Source organism: Pseudoalteromonas sp. 19-MNA-CIBAN-0066, from assembly GCF_040308705.1.
Taxonomy (GTDB): Bacteria; Pseudomonadota; Gammaproteobacteria; order Enterobacterales; family Alteromonadaceae; genus Pseudoalteromonas; species Pseudoalteromonas nigrifaciens.
The window spans coordinates 24,926-46,406 of sequence record NZ_JBEONZ010000026.1; the positions used below are offsets into that span (position 1 = coordinate 24,926).

Below are 21,481 nucleotides of genomic sequence, written 5' to 3' on the forward strand. Positions count from 1 at the left end.
AGTAATACCTTAAGTGGGGGTCTAAATTAGGGTAACTCGTGCCCTTTGGCGCTGACATATAATGCATACCAATGCTCTCGGGTTAATTCTATATTTACAGCGCTGCACGATGCAGCCAGTCGCTTAGCATTAGTTGTGCCTATTACCGGTTGAATTAATGCCGGATGGCGCAGTAACCAAGCCAATACAATAGCCTCGGCAGACGTGCTATAAAGTGCTGCTAACTTATTAACTAATATAGCGGTATTAATATCTGCAGGTGATGCATTTTGCAGCTGTTTTCCTGAATATAATCCTTGGCATAAGCTACCCCAGCTTTGAATTTGTATTTCCTGCTCGGTGCAATATTCTATAAAGCCGGGAGTAAAGTTAATGTCTTTGCCATCGCGGTTACCGACATATACCCCCTCATCAACCCAGGCTGATTGCTTTAAGCTTGCTTCAATTTGGTTGGCAACTATGGGCATATCAAGGGCTGTTTGTAAAAACTGTATTTGTTGCTGCGACATATTAGACACCGCAAAATGACGTACTTTGCCACTTTCTTTTAAGCGACTAAATACCTGAGCTACTTCTTCAACTTGTATCAAAGGGTCGGGTCTGTGCAGCATAAGTACATCTAAATAATCAGTATTTAACCGCTTAAGAGAGCCCTCTACTGATTGCTCAATCCATTGCTTTGATAAGTCGTAGCGCTTTGGCCCTTGCTCATCGGCAAAACGAATTCCGCACTTTGACTGGATATAAATTTGCTCTCTCAGCTCTGGGCGCTGCTTAAGGACTTGGCCAAACACCTGCTCAGCTTTACCAAATGTATAAATATCGGCGTGATCAAAAAAATTAATGCCACCGGCTATTGCTGTATCTATACAAACATGTGCCTGCTGGGTATGAGTATTAGTTAAGGGGTCTTTATTCCAGCCTCCCCCAAGTCCCATACAACCAAATATGAGCTTGCTAACATTAGGTAAATATTTTGCCAAAGGAGTGTCATGCATGCCGGCTATCCTTAATTAATTACAAGTAGCTTACTGTAACAAAAACAGTCAATAAATTAAGCATAAAAAAAAGCGCAGTAAACTGCGCTAATCGGTTGGATTTTAAAATTGATGTTAGCCAACAAGTGCTAATAAAATACCTGCTGCAACTGCACTGCCTAGTACTCCGGCAACATTTGGCCCCATTGCATGCATAAGTAAAAAGTTATGCGGATTGCTCTCAAGGCCTACTTTATTTACTACGCGCGCCGCCATGGGTACAGCCGATACTCCCGCAGCACCTATTAATGGATTAATCGGCGTTTTAGATATTTTATTTAACCCTTTAGCCATAAATACGCCCGAGGCTGTACCTATAGCAAAAGCCAGTGCGCCAAGCACTAAAATACCTATGGTCTCAACAGTTAAAAACTTATCTGCAGCAAGCTTTGAGCCTACAGCTAAACCTAAAAATATAGTTGTAACATTGATGATTTCGTTTTGAGCACTGTTACTTAATCTATCAACAACACCAGACTCTCGCATTAAGTTACCTAAACAAAACATACCAACCAGAGGTATCGCCGCAGGTAAAAACATTGCTGTTAAGCTAAGTACCATTAACGGAAAAATAATTTTCTCTTTTTTAGATACTTTACGCAGCTCTGGCATTTTTATTTGGCGCTCTTCAACCGTGGTTAATGCGCGCATAATTGGCGGCTGAATAATTGGCACTAATGCCATATACGAATAAGCAGCTACCGCAATCGCACCTAACAAGTCGGGTGCCAGTTTAGAGGCTAAAAATATAGCGGTTGGGCCATCAGCTCCACCAATTATCGCAATAGCCGACGCATCTTGCAGGCTAAATTCAAAACCAGGTACATAGTTAAGTAAAATAGCGCCAAACAAAGTCGCAAAAATACCAAACTGTGCAGCCGCACCTAATAGCAACATACGAGGGTTAGCAATTAGCGCACTAAAATCAGTTAACGCGCCTACTCCCATAAATATTAATAGTGGAAAAATCCCCGTATCAATACCTACGTAATACACATAATGCAGTAAGCCGCCGGGGTCGGATAAACCAGCCACCGGAATATTAGTTAATATTGCACCAAAGCCGATAGGTAATAATAATAGGGGCTCAAATTTTTTGGCTATTGCCAAAAACAATAATAAACAGCCTACCGCAATCATAATCAACGCTGGAAATGTAAAGTTAGCAATGCCTGTGGCATGCCAGAGGTTTAAAATACCATCCATCCTCTATTTACTCCTAAGCTAATGCAATCATAGCGTCGCCGGTAGTTACAGCATCGCCTTCACCAACTAACACTTCAGCAATTGTTCCGGTGTGCGTAGCGCGTATTTCAGTTTCCATTTTCATGGCTTCCATAATAATCACTACATCACCTTCATTCACAACTTGCCCTGCTTTTACCTTTATCTTAAAAATATTACCGGCTAAAGGGGCGTTAAGTGTTTCGCCTGATGCAACCGAAGCAGACTGAGGAATATGTTCTGAGTCTTTTAATGTAACTTCTTTAAGCTCGCCGCCTTGAGCTACAACAACGTCGTAAACTTTACCGTCTACTTTTACGCTGTATTGCTCAGCTTTAACGCTGTTGTTATTTGAAGCTGATTTAGAGGGAGCTTTATTGCTTTTATCTTCAACACAAGGAACTGGCTCAAATGCATCTGGGTTGTTACGGTTTTTAATAAACTTCAAACCAACCTGTGGGAATAATGCATACGTTAGTACGTCATCAATTTGCTCATCAGCAAGAGTTAAACCTTGCTCTTGTACTTCTTTTAATAATTCAGCCTCAAGCGTTGCAAGCTCAGGTGCAATATTATCTGCAGGACGGCAAGTAATTACCTCTGCTCCATCAAGCACACGCTCTTGTAGCTCTTTATTCATAGGTGCTGGTGTTAGGCCATATTCACCTTTTAATACGCCAGCTGTTTCTTTAGTAATTGTTTTATAGCGCTCACCCGTTAGTACATTAAGTACCGCTTGAGTGCCTACAATTTGCGACGTTGGTGTTACTAAAGGTAAAAAGCCAAGATCTTCACGTACACGTGGGATCTCAAGTAAAACTTCATTAAGCTTATCTGCTGCGCCTTGCTCTTTAAGCTGGTTTTCCATGTTAGTTAACATGCCACCAGGTACTTGCGCGAGTAAAATACGGCCATCAACCCCTTTTAAGCTACCTTCAAATGCCGCGTATTTTTTACGTACATCTCTAAAGTAAGCAGCAATTTCTTCTAGGTGATTTAAATCAAGCTCAGTATCACGCTCAGTCCCTTCAACTATCGATACAATAGTTTCAGTTGCGGTGTGTCCGTAAGTCATACTCATAGATGAAATTGCGGTATCAAGCATATCAATGCCTGCATCAATCGCTTTTTGATAAGTCGCAGTACTTAAACCTGTTGTGGCGTGGCACTGCATTGCAATTGGAATAGATACAGTTTCTTTTAGTGCTTTAATTAGTTTTTCAGCATCGTACGGCTTTAATAAACCCGCCATATCTTTAATACAAATTGAATGACAGCCTAAATCTTCCAACTGCTTAGCTAGCGTTAACCACATATCAAGCGTATGAACAGGGCTTACTGTATAAGAAATAGTCCCTTGGGCATGTGCGCCTACTTTTATAGCCGCTTTAATTGCCGTTTCAAGATTACGTACATCGTTCATTGCATCAAATATACGAAATACATCAACGCCATTTTTATGGGCACGCTCTACAAATTTTTCTACTACATCGTCAGCATAATGGCGGTAACCTAATAAATTTTGACCGCGTAATAGCATTTGCTGTTTAGTATTTGGCATCGCTTTTTTTAGTGCGCGAATACGCTCCCAAGGATCTTCACCTAAATAACGAATACACGAATCAAACGTAGCTCCCCCCCACGACTCAATAGACCAATAACCTGCATCATCAAGCTTTTTTGCAATCGGTAGCATATCGTCAAGGCGCATACGAGTTGCTAACAATGATTGATGCGCATCACGTAGTACCAGTTCTGTTAATTTTAATTTAGCCATTTAAGTGCTCCTTTAATTATTGTTTGTTTTGTACTGAGCAATGGCAGCACTAATTGCGGCGATGTGCTCATTAGGCACACCTTGTGATTTAAAAGACGGTGTTCTGGCAGGTATTGCAAGCTCAGGCTCTGCAAAGCGAGATACCAGCTTAGACATAACCGTAACGCAGGTAATTAATAGTGACAGAAACACAAACACCCCCACCATACCGGTTAGCATTAAGTTGCTTGCTGTTGTAAGTAAAGCAGCGATATCCATTTTCCTCTCCTATAAAACTTATACCGAAATCAAAATAAAAAATCATTTTACGTAAATAATTATTCACCGAATAATAACAAAAAACAGTGTTTTGTCTATAGCCTGTAAATTGGTAAAACCAATTTAAACAAAACTAACATGCTATTAATTAACTTAACACTACAAAAAGGACTAGATACGCGCTATTACATAGATAATAAAAATAGTGAATATAAATAAAAGTTATATAGGCGACCTAAAAACCGTTAATAATGCACTTAAAGTAAAGCGTTAACAGTTCTATTAGCATAAAGTAATTTCACCACTGGCAATTGGTCTTACCAAATATATTTGTTAATTATTCAACCGTTTAAATAGCCGCTGTTATTAAGCCCGCTATGCTCGCAAGTCTCGAACTGCAATTAAATAGTTCTTAAACTCAGCTCACAAAGACCAATATGCGCTAACTTCTCTTATAAAAAACTAACATCCATAATCACTTGTATCAGTATGAATAAATTACATAGCAAAGCGTAAAACTTACCATTGAGTGCACGCTGAAATAACACAAACAAAAACAAACCATTGATTTAAAAGTAAAAAAACAATGGCACGTAACTCGCTTCATATCCATTGAGCAAATTTGATAAACCAAGGAGAATACAATGTTACGCTGGACAATCACTTTTTTAGTAATTGCTTTAATTGCTGCAGTGTTAGGTTTTGGTGGTATAGCAGGCGCCGCAGCGGGTATTGCAAAAATTATATTTTTTATATTTTTAATACTTTTAGTTATATCTTTAGTATCGGGTGCCCTACGTGGCAAAAAGCCCTAGGTAACAAACTAAAGTTTTAAACTAATTAAAAATCATTTAAATCAAAATTTACAAGGAATTACATTATGAATTCGACAACTTTAAGAGCAGCACTAATTGGCCTATTCGCAAGTTTATTTATTATGGGCTGTGAAGATAACCACGCAGAAGATGCTGGTGAGCGTATTGACGAAGCAGTAACTGACGTGCAAAACAAAGTTGAAGATGCATGTGAAGAAGTAAAAGAAGGTGTAAATGCAGAAGAAACTAACTGTTAATTCTTCTAATTTATTAAAAAAACGGCTCTAAAATGAGCCGTTTTTTTATGTGTGTAATAAAATAATATCTAAATTAAAGGTTGGATCTGATAAATAATAAACGCCAATATCTTTATCTATTATGCAGTTATTTATTATATAACTGCGCATTTACTGGTTAGCTTGTTAAAATGCATATAACTATGTTTTAAGAACTCCTATATGACACTTACAACAACCTATACGCTTGATAAGCCTTATTTTTATGAGTGCTTTGACGAATCAGTTGCGCATAGCAAGCGCGCGCAACCAAAATACTTTTTATTAGCGCTATTAGTAGCACTCGGTTTATTTGGAATTTATGGTTTAGACGATCATTACCTAGGATCTTTTCTGATCATGGTTGCGGTACTCGAATGTATTGCCTTTTATTATCGCCGTCCTTGGTGGGTTACTAGACAAATGCTAAGCAAAGCCTCGGGGTCTGAGGTCACCCTTACCTTTGACGAAGAAGGGATTAAATCGAGTAACTTTTATAAAAACACCCAACTTCTGTGGTCAGATATTAACGAAGTTATAACCACAGAGCGCGGCATACTATTAAAAAACAAAAAAGGTATGCAGTATATATCCAAGCACATATTAACTGCCGAAACACTTAATTTTATACACAAAAAAGCCACTCAGTGAGTGGCTTTTGGCAATAACTCAGTATGTAACTAAGTTATATACATTGCTGATTAAGCATTGCCAGGTTCAGGGTTAGACTTTTCAGCTTGAATACGCATGTAAATCTCTTCACGATGCACTGAAACGTCTTTTGGTGCGTTAACACCGATTCGAACTTGATTCCCTTTAACACCTAGAACAGTAACGGTTACTTCGTCACCGATCATTAGGGTTTCACCTACTCTACGAGTTAGTATTAGCATTCTTTTGCTCCCTTGTTCCAATAAAATTATAAGATTCCGCTAAAACATTTTAATGAAAATTAGACTAAAAAGTAAGTAAAACCTATCAATCTATTCATTTTCTGTTAAAAATATCTTATGTAATGCACGAACAGCCAACTCTAGGTATTTTTCATCTATTAAAACCGATATTTTAATTTCTGATGTAGACACTAAAATAACATTAATATTTTCTGCAGCTAATGCATCAAAAAATAAACTAGCAACACCCGAATGTGACTTCATACCCATACCAACAGCAGACACTTTAGCCACTGTTGTTAACCCAAAAATATTTTGTGCTGTTAACTGAGCTTGCTGCTCTGTTAAAACGTCTAATGCGTGTAAATAATCATTTGTGTGTACAGTAAAAGCATAGTCTACTTTGTAAACATTATGATTAACTTGATTAATCATATCTATTTCGATGCCGTTATCTGCAAAAAGTTTCAAAATCTTTGCAAGATATTGTGTACCACTCAGTACACCCTCTACATTTATTAAACATTCATCACGATTAAACGCAATACCCGAAACGACATTACCAGGCATATCGCTCTCCTCAAAACTAATCAATGTACCAGCATCAGGGTAAAAACTTGATAGCACCCTAAGTGGCACATTATGCTTTCCTGCCGCTTCAACTGAACGAATATGCAATACTTTAGCCCCTAAACTTGCTAACTCTAGCATTTCAGCAAAGGTAACTTGGCTCATTCGTCGTGCATTAGGTTCAACACGAGGGTCTGTAGTATATACGCCGTTAACGTCGGTATAGATCTGACATTCGTCTGCTTTTATTGCTCCAGCAATTTCAACCGCCGAAGTATCGGTACCGCCACGCCCTAATGTAGTTACATTTCCTTCAATATCACGGCCCTGAAAACCCGCAATAATTGCAATACGGTTATGCTCAAGCTCATGTTTTAAACGCGTTGCAGCTACATCTGTAATACGGGCTTTGCCAAACATATTATCGGTTAAAATATTAACCTGATCGGCTAATAAACTCACAGCAGAATGACCGCGTTTAATAATAGCCATAGCTAATAAAGCCACCGAAACCTGCTCGCCGGTGCTAATTAATACGTCAAGTTCACGGCTACTTGGCCGAGTATCTATTTGTTTGGCGAGATTAATTAAGCGGTTGGTTTCTCCCGACATAGCCGAGAGCACTACAACCACTTGATGGCCTTGTTGTTTAGTTTTAACAACAAGATCGGCAACCGCTTCAATTCGCTCTATTGAACCAACTGAAGTGCCACCGAACTTTTGAACAATAAGTGCCACTTAAGCTTGTGTTTTCTCAGTAAACCAAGCTGTTACACTGTCTAATGCTGCAGTTAGGTTTTCTGGCTCAGAGCCACCCGCTTGTGCCATATCTGGACGGCCGCCACCTTTACCACCTACTTGGCTGGCCATATGGTTAACTAGCTCACCGGCTTTAACTCTACCGGTTAAATCTTTAGTTACACCTGCAATTAAGCTCACTTTATCATCGCTTGCAACACCTAGTGCAATAACACCCGAGCCAATTTTGTTTTTAAGATCATCAACCATACCGCGTAACGCTTTTGACTCAGTGCCTTTAACGTTGGCTATTAATAGCTTAATACCGTTAATTTCTACTACTGAATCAAGTAATGAGGCACCCGCAGCACTTGCTAGCTTATCGTTAAGTTGCGCAATTTGTTTTTCTAGCTGTTTTGATTTATCAAGCAGCGCAGTTACTTTTTCAAGTACTGACGCGCTGTCGGCTTTAACTACAGCAGCTACATCATTTAGCTTTTGCTCTTGCTCACTCACGTAGGCAATCGCGTCAGCGCCGGTTACCGCTTCAATACGACGAACACCCGCAGCAATACCGCTTTCAGATACTATTTTGAATAAACCAATATCACCTGCGCGTTCAACATGTGTACCACCACAAAGCTCAATAGAGTAGTCCCCAATAGTAACTACACGTACTTCGTCATCGTATTTTTCGCCAAATAACGCCATTGCACCTTTTGCTTTAGCGTCATCTATTGCCATAAGCTCGGTACTTAACGCAAAGTTACAACGAATTTCATCGTTTACTACACGTTCAATTTCGCGTAATTCTTCTTTAGTAACAGCTTCAAAATGTGAAAAGTCAAAACGCAAACGCTCTGCTTGAACTAGCGAGCCTTTTTGACCTACATGTTCGCCTAATAATTGGCGCAGTGTTTCGTGTAATATATGCGTAGCAGTATGGTTTTTCTTGATGCGTTCGCGGCGTGCGTCATCAATTGTTGCTTCTACTTTATCGTTAAGACCAATACGGCCTTGTACTATACCGTGGTGTGCAAATGCATTACCTAATTTAGTCGTGTTAGTTACTGTAAACTCGCCACCAGCAACGCTAATTACACCTGTATCACCAACTTGGCCGCCCGACTCTGCATAAAATGGCGTACGGTCTAGTATTACAATGCCTTTTTGGCCATCTTCTAGTAATGAAACCGACTCACTGCCAGCAAACACTTCAACCACAGTCGCACTATGGCTAGTGGTGGTGTAACCTTTGTAAGTTGTTTGTTTGTCTGACTTTAATTGAGCGTTATAATCGGCACCAAATTTACCGGCCTGCTGCGCTGTTTTACGCTGCACCGCCATGCACTCTTCAAAGCCTTTATTATCAATCGTCATTTGACGCTCACGCGCCACATCTGCAGTTAAATCGGCAGGAAAGCCATAAGTATCGTAAAGTTTAAATACTAAGTCGCCAGGAATTACATCACCTTTAAGGTCGCTTAAGCTTTCTTCTAAAATAGCTAAACCACGCTCTAGCGTTTTACCAAACTGCTCTTCTTCAATGCGTAATACTTTTTCAATAATTTCTTGCTGCTTTGCAAGCTCTGGGTACGCTTGGCCCATTTGCTCAATAAGTGCAGCTACTAATTTATAGAAAAAGGCACCTTGTGCACCTAACTTATTACCATGGCGAACAGCACGGCGAATAATACGACGTAGTACATAACCACGGCCTTCGTTAGATGGCATAACCCCGTCAGAGATTAAAAATGCACACGAACGAATATGATCCGCCACTACGCGTAGTGATTTATCGTCCATGTCTTGTGCGTTAGTAACACTTGCAGCAGCGGCAATTAAGCCTTTAAATAAGTCAATTTCATAGTTTGAATGAACGCCTTGTAAAATAGCAGCAATACGCTCAAGCCCCATACCTGTATCAACCGATTGCTTAGGTAGTGGCAGCATAGTTCCGTCGTTTTGACGGTTGTACTGCATAAATACTAGGTTCCAAATTTCGATAAAGCGATCGCCATCTTCCTCAGGTGATCCAGGAGGACCGCCCCAAATATGCTCGCCATGGTCGTAAAATATTTCAGAACACGGGCCACACGGACCGGTATCACCCATTGACCAAAAGTTATCTGCAGTGGCAATTTTAATAATGCGATCTGCAGGTAAGCCTATATCGTTAGACCAGTAGTTAAACGCTTCTTCATCGTCATGGTAAATAGTAACTAACAGTTTTTCTTTAGGTAGCTTTACTTCCTCTGTTAAAAACTGCCACGCAAATTTAATCGCGTCTTGCTTGAAGTAATCACCAAAACTAAAGTTACCTAACATTTCAAAAAATGTATGGTGACGCGCAGTATAACCAACGTTTTCTAAATCGTTATGTTTACCGCCAGCACGTACACAGCGCTGCGAGCTAGTCGCACGCGTATAAGGGCGGCTTTCTGCGCCTAAAAATACATCTTTAAATTGCACCATACCGGCATTGTTAAATAACAAAGTGGCATCGTTACCCGGTATAAGCGAGCTTGAAGGAACAACTTGATGTTGTTTGCTGGCAAAAAAGTCTAAAAACTGTTGTCTAATTTGTGCGGTAGTCATGTGCTGCATGTGAAGGTCTCACCCGTATTTACTGTGCTTGCATTGCAAAATCGATTTCATCGTAGCTAAAGCCTCTATACATTAGGTAGCGCACGCGCTTGGCCTTGTCTTTGTACTCGAGGTCTGCCGGTGTATTTGAATATTTTTTATTGTACGCATCCTGCGCCAGCTCAAACCAATCTACTTCAAGCTCTTCAATTACTTTTTCAAGTAATGAACGGTCAATCCCTTTGCCCATAGCTTCGCTTTGAATGCGCCTTAAGCCATGGCATTTAAATATGTGTTTTCTAACAAAGCCTTCACAGTAACGTTGCTCGTTTACAAAATTGTGCTTTTCGCACCAATCAAGCAAGGTTTCGATAAACTCATCTGTGGCTTCTTTTTTTTGTAATTTGAACGTTAATTCTCGGCGTGAATATTCTTGCCTTGATAACAACCAAAGTACATAGTTTTTTAATTTCTGCTTTAACTTATCATCCATTAAGCGTCAAAACGCCCACTAGATTCACTACTTAATGGCGTAATATTGCTATCATCACTTGGTGGTACAACCGGCATAAAAATAGCTTGATAAGATACAAAAAAGCTAATGTAGCAAATAGGCATTAAAACCAACAAGGGTAAGAACGATAAAAACATCGAAAGCACAATAAATAACCCGCAAATAATAGCATAAACGCTTAGCGGTAAAATATTATAATAAAACACCATAAAGGAGTTTTTAAGAGCGCTAAAAATGCGCTGTTCTTTATTAAAGTAAACTAATGGAACCGCGTAAGCGAATGCAGTTAAATAAACCGACAACGCTAATAAAAATAGCACCACGCTTGCCATAGAAATACTCTCTAACATTTGGCTAAATGCTATATTAGGATCTAAATCTGGCTGCGCCATAACCGCAATTGCATCGGCAAATAAACCGTTTGCTAATAATGCCATTAAAATACCCGCACCCATTTGGTACAAAGCCAAACGCAGTAAACCTAAACGATTACCTTTAGTGGTAATGGGTTTGAGAATATCAGCGAGCATAATTTTACCGCCTTGCTGCTTAGTAAGCACAGCCTGATAAAATCCTGCGGTTAAAAATGGCGTAGCTAAAGCCGCTACCACTTGTAATAGCGGTAAAAATAACGACAACAGGCCAACAATACCAATAAATAAATGCATAAAAATAAAAGTAAGCGGCTGGGTTTTAAAAATAAGCCAGCCCGCTTTAAACCACTTTAGGGCAGCATCGGCCTTAAAAACTCGTAATTGTGTAGACATAGTTACTCTTAATTTAAGGTTTTTTAATTTTTTTGATATCTAACATGTGCGCGCCATGTTTAATTTTGGTTTCTAAATACGCTTTATTACCCGCAACACCGGCTTTAATGTGTGCGTGCGTACCCACAACCGAATCAACCGTAATACCAGCATCTCTTAGTGCATTTAGCTTTTTAGGGTTATTGGTCATTAATTTAACGTGGGGTAAATTAAGCGCATTTAGCATTAGCACCGCATCCGAAAAATCACGTAAATCATCGGCAAAACCTAAATGATTATTTGCCTCATAAGTGTTCATACCTTGCGACTGCAACACGTAAGCATCTATTTTATTATACAAACCAATACCACGACCTTCTTGGCGTAAATACAATAAAATACCGCCTTGCTCGTGCATCATTTCAATACACTCATTTAACTGCTCACCGCAATCACAACGCGACGAGTAAAATACATCACCCGTTAAACACTCTGAATGCATACGAATAAGCGGTACATCTTGCTCTGTATCAGCGTTGTTAAACACCATAGCAATATGTTCTTTGCCATCTTTTAAATCAGTAAACGAGATAATTTCAGCGGGAATATCACTGTTCTTGCCAACATTAAGCTGAACTCTTGCTCTTACTTGCGCCACGACAAATCCAAATATTTAAATAACTACGACACGATAATGAAGTGATATTATCACAAAAGAATACAAAAAGATCGAAATCCAAGGGTATTTATTGCAATTATATGGCGACGAGAAGCTTAATTATCAATGCATAATTACAATATATAATTCTCACTAAAGCCCTTACTGTTTACCTTTATTTACATCAATTCATGACTAATTATAAGTAAATTGTTAATGTGTTAAAAAGTATAATAATTATAATATGGAACATTATGAAACCACATAAACTCGCCTTACTGCTTAGCCTTAACCTTTCAGTTATTACTGCATCGGCTTTTGCAAGCGAAGCTACAAATGCAAACACTGCATTTTCTCAAGCGTACCAAAATTACTTAAGCGCCGTAGATACCAACGAAAACATACAACAAGCTGCCAAACTCGCTTACTCTTTAGGTGCTAAAGTATATGGCGATAACGCAGATAACACCGCAAATTTAGCCATTAATTACGCTAAAGCTATCAGCGGATTTAACCAGGAAGACGAAGCTAAACGCTACGAACTGTATAAACAGGCGTACAATATTTTAGCTAACAATCATGGTGAAAGCTCAGTCGAGACAATAGACGCCTTACTAGGTATGGCAAGCAATACTAAATCAGCGCGTCAGGCCGATAGCCAATTGGAACGTATAGTTGATATAGCAAAAGAGCTTAAAAAACCAAGATTTGTAGCCGACATGCAATTTGCTGCAGCCTCTTTGTTAGTTAAAAAGTTTGTGCCAGAAAAATACCGTTCTGCTAAACACTACGCCGAAGAAGCTGACGAGTATTACCAAGCAAACTTACCTGAAAACGCTGTAGAGCGTATCAAATCAGATTTTTTAATGGCCTCGTTTGATGAAGGTCGTAAAAAATATGATTCAGCAATTACAAGGTTAAACCGCATAGTCACCGTATTTGATAATAACTTAAGCTACGATCACAGCGCCGAGCTAAGCGCTCACTCTAAGCTTATAGCACTATACGAAAAGCAAGGCGAAAGTGAGCAAGCAACTAAGCACTGCTTAGCTATTGCTAAAATGGTGCCTTGGGAAGAAAGCCAAGAACAAACCCCGCTTTATCGTGTTAATCCTGACTACCCTATGGGCAAAGCACGCCAAGGTAAAGATGGCAGTGTAGTTATGGAGTTTGAAGTAGACACCGCAGGCTTTGTTAAAAACGTGAGTGTGCTCGATTCAAATGGCGGCGTAACCTTTGAGCACTCGGCAAAAAAAGCAGTAGAGCAATGGCGCTATGCTCCTAAATTTGAAGATGGCATACCTGTAACAGCAAAAACCCAAGTACGGCTCGACTTCAAAATTAACCGATAACTTAGTGAACTACCCAGCGACTAAAGATCACAGGGTTTTCTCGCTAAATAATCATAAATTCTCTAATAAAAAAGGCGCAATTTAGCGCCTTTATTAATTCACTATAACGCACAAAGCCATTACTTAAACATTGGCTGTTAATTTAGCTAATATTTTATCACTTGCTGCTTCAATTAAATCTAGCACCTTTTCAAAACCATCGTCCCCACCATAATAAGGATCGGGAATAGCACTTACAGCCTGCTCACCAAACTCTAAAAACAGTGCAAGCTTATACTGTAAATGTGCTGGGCAACGCTGAGTTAAATCGGCTAAATTTTGTTTGTCGGCGGCTAAAATCAAATCGAATTCAGTAAAATCACTACTGCGCACTTTGCGCGAATAAATCCCTTTGAAGCTATAACCTCGTTTTTCGCCCGCCTGCATAGAGCGGCTATCTGGTGAATTGCCTTCGTGATGACCTATAGTACCGGCCGAATCGACTTTAACGACAATACCTAACTGCTCAGCACGTTTTTTTAATACCGCTTCAGCTGTGGGCGAGCGACAAATATTACCTAAACACACAACCAGTATTTTTTTCATAGAGCCTCCCTCTAAACTAAACGCTATTAATTACTGAACTAAATAACCTTAAATACTATTGCATTGACGCAAGCATAACCTGCTCATTTTGTAATAAAATTTGCATTGCTGGTAATGCTTTTACACGTTCAAAAAGTGCTGCTAAATTTGGCCAGCGCTGTGCATTAATCTGCTCGCCCGCATGCTGCATATTTACCATTTGCGACGCAAACGCTATATCAGCAAGTGTTAACGCGTTACCTACAAAGTAATCATTATGACCTAGCACGCCTTCAAGGTAGTCAAAGTGCGGTGGTAACTGCTCATTCATAGCCAACTTTACTAAACTTTCATCACATACTTTTTGCATACCTAAATTAATTACTCGCTGTTGAAACACAGTAAAAGTAGTTAATGGGGCTAGTTCATAATCAGCGTATTTTTCTAACCAGCGTACCTGAGCAGTCTGCTCGACAGTGTCGCCAAGTAATTCTGTATTCCCTGTGTATTTATCATCAAGGTATTGGCAAATAACACTCGAATCAGCCAGCACTAAATCACCATCTTTAAGCGCTGGTATACGCCCTAATGGATTTAACTCAAAAAACCAAGCCGGTTGATTAAACGGCGACACTATTTCTAACTTATAATCTAACTGCTTTGCAGCCAAACACAGACACACCTTGCGTACATAAGGAGAAAGAGGTACGCCATAAACAATTAAACTCATGTTAAACCCTTATCAGAAGAAAAAAGCGCAACTAATACGCTAATTAAAAAGCTATTTAATACTTAAAATCGTTTTAAAATTGCTTTAAAAGTTCTTTAAAATACTTGCATCATAGTCATTGGCATCAAGTGTTAAATTATACTTAGCCGCCACACTATCCAGCTCAGCTTGCTTAATTGCTAAGTCATCCATAGTGATTGTATTGTCATCGAGCTGCCATAACAATTTAGAGCCCGCGTAACTGTAATGAATAGCCAATAGCGCATCACTATTACCTTCACGCCCTGCAGCCTTTAATTTCGCCATTTTACGCGTTATTTTATTAAGCGCTTGTTTAAGCTCCCACACATACACCACTTCAATCATAAACGGATGCGTGCGGTATTTATTAAGTAACCACGCAAGCCCTAATGCGCTAATAACAACGCCCGCTACGTTCCAATGAAAGTGAGTGCCGCTCTCATCAGGAAACAAAGCAATCAGCGTTTGCGATATAGCTAAGCTCCCAACAGCTAAACCCACAGCACAACCGGCAATAACACGGTTTAAATGCTTACGATAACGCGCTTTATTTATTTCAATGAGTTGCATAACAGCCTAAAATTAAGTGAACAAAATATAACTGCCGCCATTGTAACTAAACAATCCACTTATCGAAAAATCTATTTGCGTTCTTTTTGATTTAACAACAGCATTAGTGCTATTAGCCCTCTGCAACGTTAGGAGCTGTTAATCAATGGTTAGCCAACGAATTAATTTGCACTGCGTCTAGATGCGTAGGATAGTAACCAAATAATCGCTGTAACTGTATAGGACTACCATGCTTAAACTACTATTTGCTTCAAGTTTAATTTTTTCTTCTTGCTCGGTTTTGAGTAACAATTTAACAACCGAAGAGCAACGAATTGAAGCCGCTACCCACGCCATGCCTCAGGTGCTAATGGCCTTTGCTGATGAGGTGAATCAATTTGAACAGCAATGGAAAAGCCTTAACAACTTTCGGCATGCAACTGACTTAATCGCTGATTATTCAAGTCAATTATGGTTAAACGCCAAACAACGCATTGTTACAACTAAAAACTACGATGATCGCGAGCTTTACTGGGCACGATTACTTTCAAGTAAAATAATTCGCTCTGTTAAGCCAAAATTTATCCTCTCAGTTGCTGAGCAAAATAACCTTTTAACTCAGTTAGAAAAAGGCAGTCGCGGTCATAACGACCTCAGCTTTACTAAAGGCAGCACTAAAAAAATTATCCTTACCGGCTTTGACCCCTTTTTATTAGATAAAAACATAAATCAAAGTAACCCATCTGGGGTTGCTGCCCTCTTGCTAGATGGTCAAGTAATTAACTACCAAGGCATTAGCGCTGAAATTAACACCGTTATGGTGCCCGTTCGTTATGCCGACTTTGATCAAGGTATAATCGAAGCACTCCTCGCGCCCTATTACGCCCTGAATAATGTCGATATGATTGTTACTGTAAGCATGGGTCGCAAAGATTTTGATTTAGAAAGATTTCCCGGTAAGCGCCGCAGCGTAACTGCCCCAGACAATGCCAATATTATATTTGGCGGGACACAAACAGCTCCCTTGCTCCCAAGTTTAAATAACCAGCCACTGCCAGGTAACGAATTTGTACAATTTAGCCTTCCCGTGGCAAATATGCAGCAAGCACAAGGGCCGTATAAGGTTATTGATAATCATAAGATCACGACCTTAGAAAAAACCTACGAGCCCGCAACACTTGCCGAGCTGAAAAATAGCATTGCCGTAAATGGCTCTGGCGGTGGATACCTGTCTAACGAAATTTCGTATCGCAGTATACGCCTTCGTAATCAACTTAATTCAACCATTCCAACAGGCCATATTCACACCCCCAGAATTCAACAGTTTGAGCCGAAAACGGAAGCAAAAATAGTAAAGCAAATTACCGCAATGCTAGAGCACAGCTTAAATGCGTTGTAAGTAGCTGACCTGTCGGATGGCGCGGCTGCGCCGCTTATCCGACCTACGTATAAACAAAAAGCCTGCAAATTTGCAGGCTTTTTGTCATTCAAAATGAGTAATCATAAACGCGTTTATAAAACAATTATGCTCGTTACTAAGTAGGCTATAAGTGTCAGGCCACCAGCGAACAAGGCATAGGGTAGCTGGGTTTTAACGTGAGTAAGTAAGTCGCAGCCCGATGCAATTGCCGATACTGCGCTGGTGTCGGATATGGGCGAGCAGTGATCGCCAAATATACCGCCACCTAAAATAGCGCCTAATACCAACGACGGCGGCAAACCCAATGCTTGAATAAGCGGCACGCCAATAGGGATTAAAATTGCAAAGGTGCCCCACGATGTACCCGTAGTAAACGACATAACCGCACCGGTTAAAAACAGTGCCGGTACCACCAAGTAAATAGGAAGGTAATCGCCCACTAAAGATGCCACAAACACACCAGTACCCAACTCTTTTAAGCTTGCTCCTAAAGTTAACGATAACAATACAATGCCTACTAATGGCAGTAATTCGCCCATCCCTTTAAAGCCTGTTTCAACTAGCTTATGGTGGCTAAATTGGCGTGATGCTAGCATTAAAAAGTAAGCTACAACTATGGCTAAAACGGTTGCATACAATACCGACTTTGAGCCACTACCTTCTGCCAATACACCGTTACCTGTGTAAAACATAAAGCCCACCATGCTAACAATCAGCGTAATAAGGGGCACTAACATAAAGCGTGCTTTAGAGCCTTTTACTTCTTCTTTTAAGTCAGTTGTTTGTAGCTCTAGTTTTTGCTCAGCTTGTTTCATTGGGCCATATACTTTATCAAACGCAATGGTGTAAAAAACAATAACAAGCGTGATTATGGCGTAAAAGTTATAGCCTACGCTGCCCCAAAGTACCGATACAGCCGATTCACCTAACTCGTAGTTACTTAATAACCCTAGTACAAATGCGCCCCAACCATTTAGTAATATTAAAATACATACCGGCGCACTGGTGCTATCGATAATATAAGCTAAGCGGGCGCGGCTCATTTTAAATTTATCGAATAATCCGCGCGATAAAATACCCGCAGTAAGTACACTCAGGTTTGACTCTATAAACACCGCAATGCCAGTAAACATAGTTAAAAAGCCAACTTGGCGCTTACTTTTCGCTATACCTTTGTTCATTAACATATTAACGGTAGCGGCTACTCCACCCGACTCGCGAATGTAGGCAAGCAAAGCACCAATCAAAATACTAAAAATTAAAATACGGGTATTGCCGGGCGAGCTTGCTACGCTAACAATACGTTCAATAGTGTTTAAAAAGGTATTAAATACACTACTGCCCTCCCCCTGTAATGCGAGTAAAAACTCTGACGAAGCCACTGCAAGCAACAGCGCCATAATGACCTCTTTGCGCCAAAATACGACAGCAATGGCGATTAACGGCGGTAAAATAGAATACCAAGACATAAATTAACCTTTATTTTAGTGTGCTAATTTACGGGGTAAATATTTTACACTTTGTTATCTAGCTTAAGTTTTACAGTCAAAACCCATTTAAGTAAACCACTAAGCACATTGATATATGCTATTTATACTGTCAGTTTATTGATTTAATAACGCTTCGTATATTAATGAAACAACCGAGCCATATTGTGCAGTTTCATAATTTTTACCACTAAATTGATAACTTTTTTGCGAGCCTGTAATTGGCGTATGCCGCGCATTAGTTAATAAAACAATGGCTAAGTCGTAAACGGGATCAATTACCGTTACTGTGCCTGTCCAACCTGTATGCCCATAAGCCTGTGCGCTTGCGTAAGGGCCAAAGTGCCAACGCCTTGCTTGGTTATTACCAGCAAGCCTAAAGCCCAGCCCGTAGGTTTCATCGCTACTTTGTGGGGTTAAAAACTGCGCCAAAGCACTTGCACTAAAAAGCTGCTTATCGCCGTAACCACCATTATTTAATAGTAGCTGACAAAGTATGGCTAAATCTGGCGCATTACTAAATAACCCCGCATGCCCTGCTACGCCACCTAGAGAATAGTACGCACGCTCGTCATGTACTTGGCCTTGTAAAACATGGGTGCGAATATTATCAAATTTGATTCGTCCGTCTCTCGTGTTACCACCCAGCTCTGTGGCGGCAAATTGCTGAGCATTAAAGCCTTTTTTAAGGGGGTTAAACACAGTGTTATGCAATTTTAATGGCGCATATACTTGTTGCTCTAGGTAATCGTCAAGTGAAAGACCGGTTATACGCTCAACCAATACTCCTAAAATCATGTAATCAATGTCTGAATAAACATGCTGCCCGAGCGATTTTTCGCTAAGTGGCACACTGGTAAGTAAGAGCTTTTTTGTAGTATGGCTATTTTGTGAGTAAAACACATCGCCATTGCTACTGTCTTTACGATGAAAATCAAACACCGGCGGATAGCCTGCGCTATGCGTGAGTAAATCTTTTACGCGTCGCTGCTCTCGACCATCGCCTTGATACTCTGGTAAATATAATTGCACTGACTTATTAATATTTAATAGGCCTTCGCTTACTAACTTCATTAATGCAAAGTTGGTAGCAAATATTTTAGTATTAGAGGCTAAGTCAAATAAGGTATCAGTTTGCATTGGCTCTGGGCGTAATAGCATTAAATCGTTCTGTTGATACTGCTTTGCATCGCCATAGGCGGTTAATTTAATTAACTCACCATTTTTTACTACCGCTAAAACAGCACCAGGAAAACCCGCTTTAATGTCACGCTCTATTAATGCATCTACCTCACTAAAATTAGCCTGTTGATGTGATGCTTTATTTAAAGTAGGAAACGCAAAGCGCAGCGTTAAGCTTGCCCCGGCAGGTTGAATGTTTGCAACTTTAAAGGTGTTAACCCCGTTATGCGTTAGCTTAGCCAAACTATATTGGTACACAGTATTAGCGCCGAGCAACTGTTTAATTTTAAGCAGTTGATTGTTTATATAAATATCGGCACTTTTAGCACTATAGTTTTGTATTAACAGCTGACCATGGCCTTTATATGCTTTAAACGTGCCACGATTATTTACATACTCACGGCTACTGGGGTTTGGCTCAGGAAAGGTAACAATCACTTGCGCATTAGGCAACTCAACAAGTTTACTTTGCGTTAATAGTGCCTTGGGTTCGAGCGGCTCTACAGAAGAACTGCATGCACCCAGCATAAAACTTAAAGCCACTATTAATAGCTTTTTTATACTGTAATAATTTTTATTTTTTAAATATAAGTACATAAACTGCCTTTTACTCATATAACAAATAAGGTGCTCTTTGCTGTTTAAATTGCATCAACCCCGCCTGCCAAGTTTGCTTTATTTGTTGTGCCGATTGCCCCGCCTCAATAGCTAAGCGCAGCTTATCGGTACCTGCTAACTTATCCATAAAATCAGCGCGCTCAAAAAACGTAATGTTATTGTTATTAAGCTGCTTATAAGCACTTATTAAGTAGCTTAAATCTAACCCTTTAGTGGTAGCTTGGCGTAAGTCGAGCCCCTGCACAGTTTGGTTTTTAAATTTAGGGTTTAGGGCCGCGCCTTTAATAGCACGCGGGGTAAAATTAAACTCTCCTAAAGCAATCGGTGAATACCCTATAACCTGAAACGCAAAGTCGGTGCCTCTGCCAATACTAATTGGCGTGGCTTCAAAAAAGCACAATGATGGATAAAGCGAAATAGCAGTATCATTTGGTAAATTAGGGCTTGGCTTTATCGGTAAACTATAGCTAGTTGCGCGCGTATAACCAGTAACTGGGATCACGTTAAGCTCTAAAACAGCAGCTTGATTGATCCAGCCTTCACCTTTGATCATATTTGCAAGCTCGCCCACAGTCATACCATGAACTATAGGAATGGGGTGCATACCTACAAATGACTTAAATTGCGGCTCTAATATGGGCCCATCAACATAGGCTATATTTGGGTTTGGCCTGTCGAGTACTAAAAATTCGATCCCCTGCTCTGCAGCTGCTTCCATCATGTAATGCATAGAGCTTATATAAGTATAAAAGCGCACTCCCACATCTTGAATATCAAAAATCATTACATCAACATCAGCTAAAACTTCGGCACTTGGTTTTTTATTGTTGCCGTAAATGGAGATAAGCGGAATACCCGTTTTACTATCAACGGTATTTTTTACGTGTGCCCCTGCATCGTGATCGCCACGAAAGCCATGCTCAGGTGCAAATATTTTAGTTATGTTTACGTTTTTTGCCAGTAGGCTATCGACTAAATGGGTTTTCCCTACTGTTGATGTTTGATTAACCACCAGCCCTACGCGTTTATTTTTTAACTGCGGTAAATATTTAGCATATTGCTTCGCACCCACAACAATTGAACCTTTAGCTTCATCAGCTTGTACGCTAAGTATTAAAGTAGCGCTTAAAATAAAAAATAACGTAATAAATAGGGTTTTAAACATACTGCAATATCCTTTTAAACAAGGCGTTTAAAGTAACATAGGTAGTGATAAAGAGCAGCTTTAGAAAGGGGTTAAGTGGGCTTGAGCAGGCTTTGAATTGATATAGTGATTAGGCTCTGCGTCTACGACGAATAAATAAACTCGGTGTCTACTGGGTAGCAACCTACATTTCACTTTATTTCAGGCATAAAAAAACCGACTCAAGTGTCGGTTAATGTATGAAAGTGGTGGGCGCAGGAGGATTCGAACCTCCGACCGCTCGGTTCGTAGCCGAGTACTCTATCCAGCTGAGCTATGCACCC

General features: G+C 40.0%; 21 protein-coding genes and 1 tRNA gene. 5 read left to right on the plus strand and 17 right to left on the minus strand.

Annotated features, from left to right (window positions below; genetic code table 11):
* Positions 1–26: 26 nt before the first annotated feature.
* From AAEZ18_RS13855 to AAEZ18_RS13870, 4 genes are all read right to left on the minus strand, one after another.
* A complete protein-coding gene (locus tag AAEZ18_RS13855; RefSeq protein ID WP_089367777.1) occupies positions 27–998 on the minus strand; it encodes an aldo/keto reductase in 972 nt (323 codons plus the stop codon).
* Between the two features lie 114 nt (positions 999–1,112).
* On the minus strand, positions 1,113–2,243 hold the full coding sequence (locus AAEZ18_RS13860) for a sodium ion-translocating decarboxylase subunit beta (protein WP_011327242.1): 1,131 nt from the start codon (positions 2,241–2,243) through the stop codon (positions 1,113–1,115).
* Positions 2,244–2,256: 13 nt separating this feature from the next.
* Positions 2,257–4,038 carry a sodium-extruding oxaloacetate decarboxylase subunit alpha gene (oadA, locus tag AAEZ18_RS13865; protein ID WP_011327241.1) on the minus strand — a complete coding sequence of 594 codons (1,782 nt, stop codon included), beginning with the start codon at positions 4,036–4,038 and terminating at the stop codon, positions 2,257–2,259.
* A 12-nt stretch (positions 4,039–4,050) separates the two neighbouring features.
* Positions 4,051–4,296 carry an OadG family protein gene (locus AAEZ18_RS13870; RefSeq protein WP_350595025.1) on the minus strand — a complete coding sequence of 82 codons (246 nt, stop codon included), beginning with the start codon at positions 4,294–4,296 and terminating at the stop codon, positions 4,051–4,053.
* A gap of 644 nt (positions 4,297–4,940) precedes the next feature.
* On the opposite strand from AAEZ18_RS13870, the gene AAEZ18_RS13875 reads away from it, so the two are divergent.
* From AAEZ18_RS13875 to AAEZ18_RS13885, 3 genes are all read left to right on the plus strand, one after another.
* Positions 4,941–5,111 (plus strand): DUF1328 family protein, encoded by a 171-nt coding sequence (locus AAEZ18_RS13875; RefSeq protein ID WP_011327239.1) that lies wholly within the window; start codon positions 4,941–4,943, stop codon positions 5,109–5,111.
* 65 nt (positions 5,112–5,176) lie between these two features.
* On the plus strand, positions 5,177–5,368 hold the full coding sequence (locus AAEZ18_RS13880; protein ID WP_011327238.1) for a hypothetical protein: 192 nt from the start codon (positions 5,177–5,179) through the stop codon (positions 5,366–5,368).
* 201 nt (positions 5,369–5,569) lie between these two features.
* A complete protein-coding gene (locus AAEZ18_RS13885) occupies positions 5,570–6,037 on the plus strand; it encodes a YcxB family protein (protein WP_011327237.1) in 468 nt (155 codons plus the stop codon).
* A gap of 50 nt (positions 6,038–6,087) precedes the next feature.
* Here the strand turns inward: AAEZ18_RS13885 and csrA are convergent, their stop codons facing one another.
* From csrA to AAEZ18_RS13915, 6 genes are all read right to left on the minus strand, one after another.
* Positions 6,088–6,279: a carbon storage regulator CsrA gene (csrA, locus tag AAEZ18_RS13890; RefSeq protein ID WP_011327236.1), complete on the minus strand. Its 192-nt coding sequence runs from the start codon at positions 6,277–6,279 to the stop codon at positions 6,088–6,090.
* 90 nt (positions 6,280–6,369) lie between these two features.
* A complete protein-coding gene (locus AAEZ18_RS13895; RefSeq protein ID WP_338411469.1) occupies positions 6,370–7,587 on the minus strand; it encodes an aspartate kinase in 1,218 nt (405 codons plus the stop codon).
* Complete coding sequence (gene alaS / locus AAEZ18_RS13900; protein ID WP_350595023.1) at positions 7,588–10,194, minus strand: alanine--tRNA ligase; 2,607 nt, start codon at positions 10,192–10,194, stop codon at positions 7,588–7,590.
* Positions 10,195–10,213: 19 nt separating this feature from the next.
* Positions 10,214–10,666 carry a regulatory protein RecX gene (locus AAEZ18_RS13905; protein WP_011327233.1) on the minus strand — a complete coding sequence of 151 codons (453 nt, stop codon included), beginning with the start codon at positions 10,664–10,666 and terminating at the stop codon, positions 10,214–10,216.
* Positions 10,666–11,454, minus strand: coding sequence for a BPSS1780 family membrane protein (locus AAEZ18_RS13910; protein WP_350595021.1), 789 nt, complete (start codon positions 11,452–11,454; stop codon positions 10,666–10,668). Before AAEZ18_RS13910 ends, AAEZ18_RS13905 begins: the two co-directional genes overlap by 1 nt.
* Before the next feature lie 13 nt (positions 11,455–11,467).
* Positions 11,468–12,091, minus strand: coding sequence for a GTP cyclohydrolase II (locus AAEZ18_RS13915; protein ID WP_011327231.1), 624 nt, complete (start codon positions 12,089–12,091; stop codon positions 11,468–11,470).
* Between the two features lie 254 nt (positions 12,092–12,345).
* Between AAEZ18_RS13915 and AAEZ18_RS13920 the strand changes: the two genes are divergently transcribed.
* On the plus strand, positions 12,346–13,443 hold the full coding sequence (locus AAEZ18_RS13920; protein WP_011327230.1) for an energy transducer TonB: 1,098 nt from the start codon (positions 12,346–12,348) through the stop codon (positions 13,441–13,443).
* Positions 13,444–13,566: 123 nt separating this feature from the next.
* Here AAEZ18_RS13920 and AAEZ18_RS13925 read toward each other — a convergent pair whose 3' ends face one another.
* The 3 genes from AAEZ18_RS13925 to AAEZ18_RS13935 all read right to left on the minus strand — a co-directional run bounded on the left by AAEZ18_RS13925 (position 13,567) and on the right by AAEZ18_RS13935 (position 15,328).
* A complete protein-coding gene (locus AAEZ18_RS13925) occupies positions 13,567–14,028 on the minus strand; it encodes a low molecular weight protein-tyrosine-phosphatase (protein WP_350595019.1) in 462 nt (153 codons plus the stop codon).
* A gap of 55 nt (positions 14,029–14,083) precedes the next feature.
* Complete coding sequence (locus tag AAEZ18_RS13930; protein ID WP_350595018.1) at positions 14,084–14,737, minus strand: glutathione S-transferase family protein; 654 nt, start codon at positions 14,735–14,737, stop codon at positions 14,084–14,086.
* 84 nt (positions 14,738–14,821) lie between these two features.
* Positions 14,822–15,328 carry a DUF3087 domain-containing protein gene (locus tag AAEZ18_RS13935; protein WP_011327227.1) on the minus strand — a complete coding sequence of 169 codons (507 nt, stop codon included), beginning with the start codon at positions 15,326–15,328 and terminating at the stop codon, positions 14,822–14,824.
* Between the two features lie 229 nt (positions 15,329–15,557).
* Between AAEZ18_RS13935 and AAEZ18_RS13940 the strand changes: the two genes are divergently transcribed.
* A complete protein-coding gene (locus tag AAEZ18_RS13940; protein ID WP_350595016.1) occupies positions 15,558–16,706 on the plus strand; it encodes a PA0049 C-terminal domain-containing protein in 1,149 nt (382 codons plus the stop codon).
* A 113-nt stretch (positions 16,707–16,819) separates the two neighbouring features.
* Here AAEZ18_RS13940 and AAEZ18_RS13945 read toward each other — a convergent pair whose 3' ends face one another.
* The 4 genes from AAEZ18_RS13945 to AAEZ18_RS13960 all read right to left on the minus strand — a co-directional run bounded on the left by AAEZ18_RS13945 (position 16,820) and on the right by AAEZ18_RS13960 (position 21,481).
* Positions 16,820–18,196 (minus strand): Na+/H+ antiporter NhaC family protein, encoded by a 1,377-nt coding sequence (locus AAEZ18_RS13945; RefSeq protein ID WP_089367771.1) that lies wholly within the window; start codon positions 18,194–18,196, stop codon positions 16,820–16,822.
* 135 nt (positions 18,197–18,331) lie between these two features.
* Entirely contained in the window at positions 18,332–19,993 is a 1,662-nt protein-coding gene (gene pbp4b, locus AAEZ18_RS13950) for a penicillin binding protein PBP4B (protein ID WP_350595014.1), read from the minus strand.
* 10 nt (positions 19,994–20,003) lie between these two features.
* Positions 20,004–21,179: an exo-beta-N-acetylmuramidase NamZ family protein gene (locus tag AAEZ18_RS13955; RefSeq protein ID WP_350595012.1), complete on the minus strand. Its 1,176-nt coding sequence runs from the start codon at positions 21,177–21,179 to the stop codon at positions 20,004–20,006.
* Between the two features lie 225 nt (positions 21,180–21,404).
* Positions 21,405–21,481, minus strand: a tRNA-Arg gene (locus tag AAEZ18_RS13960).

Coding starts and splice junctions, on each gene's coding strand:
- AAEZ18_RS13855 (WP_089367777.1), bottom strand. CDS start 998: ATGCATGACACTCCTTTGGCAAAATATTTACCTAATGTTAGCAAGCTC.
- AAEZ18_RS13860 (WP_011327242.1), bottom strand. CDS start 2,243: ATGGATGGTATTTTAAACCTCTGGCATGCCACAGGCATTGCTAACTTT.
- oadA (WP_011327241.1), bottom strand. CDS start 4,038: ATGGCTAAATTAAAATTAACAGAACTGGTACTACGTGATGCGCATCAA.
- AAEZ18_RS13870 (WP_350595025.1), bottom strand. CDS start 4,296: ATGGATATCGCTGCTTTACTTACAACAGCAAGCAACTTAATGCTAACC.
- AAEZ18_RS13875 (WP_011327239.1), top strand. CDS start 4,941: ATGTTACGCTGGACAATCACTTTTTTAGTAATTGCTTTAATTGCTGCA.
- AAEZ18_RS13880 (WP_011327238.1), top strand. CDS start 5,177: ATGAATTCGACAACTTTAAGAGCAGCACTAATTGGCCTATTCGCAAGT.
- AAEZ18_RS13885 (WP_011327237.1), top strand. CDS start 5,570: ATGACACTTACAACAACCTATACGCTTGATAAGCCTTATTTTTATGAG.
- csrA (WP_011327236.1), bottom strand. CDS start 6,279: ATGCTAATACTAACTCGTAGAGTAGGTGAAACCCTAATGATCGGTGAC.
- alaS (WP_350595023.1), bottom strand. CDS start 10,194: ATGCAGCACATGACTACCGCACAAATTAGACAACAGTTTTTAGACTTT.
- AAEZ18_RS13905 (WP_011327233.1), bottom strand. CDS start 10,666: ATGGATGATAAGTTAAAGCAGAAATTAAAAAACTATGTACTTTGGTTG.
- AAEZ18_RS13910 (WP_350595021.1), bottom strand. CDS start 11,454: ATGTCTACACAATTACGAGTTTTTAAGGCCGATGCTGCCCTAAAGTGG.
- AAEZ18_RS13920 (WP_011327230.1), top strand. CDS start 12,346: ATGAAACCACATAAACTCGCCTTACTGCTTAGCCTTAACCTTTCAGTT.
- AAEZ18_RS13925 (WP_350595019.1), bottom strand. CDS start 14,028: ATGAAAAAAATACTGGTTGTGTGTTTAGGTAATATTTGTCGCTCGCCC.
- AAEZ18_RS13930 (WP_350595018.1), bottom strand. CDS start 14,737: ATGAGTTTAATTGTTTATGGCGTACCTCTTTCTCCTTATGTACGCAAG.
- AAEZ18_RS13935 (WP_011327227.1), bottom strand. CDS start 15,328: ATGCAACTCATTGAAATAAATAAAGCGCGTTATCGTAAGCATTTAAAC.
- AAEZ18_RS13940 (WP_350595016.1), top strand. CDS start 15,558: ATGCTTAAACTACTATTTGCTTCAAGTTTAATTTTTTCTTCTTGCTCG.
- AAEZ18_RS13945 (WP_089367771.1), bottom strand. CDS start 18,196: ATGTCTTGGTATTCTATTTTACCGCCGTTAATCGCCATTGCTGTCGTA.
- pbp4b (WP_350595014.1), bottom strand. CDS start 19,993: ATGTACTTATATTTAAAAAATAAAAATTATTACAGTATAAAAAAGCTA.
- AAEZ18_RS13955 (WP_350595012.1), bottom strand. CDS start 21,179: ATGTTTAAAACCCTATTTATTACGTTATTTTTTATTTTAAGCGCTACT.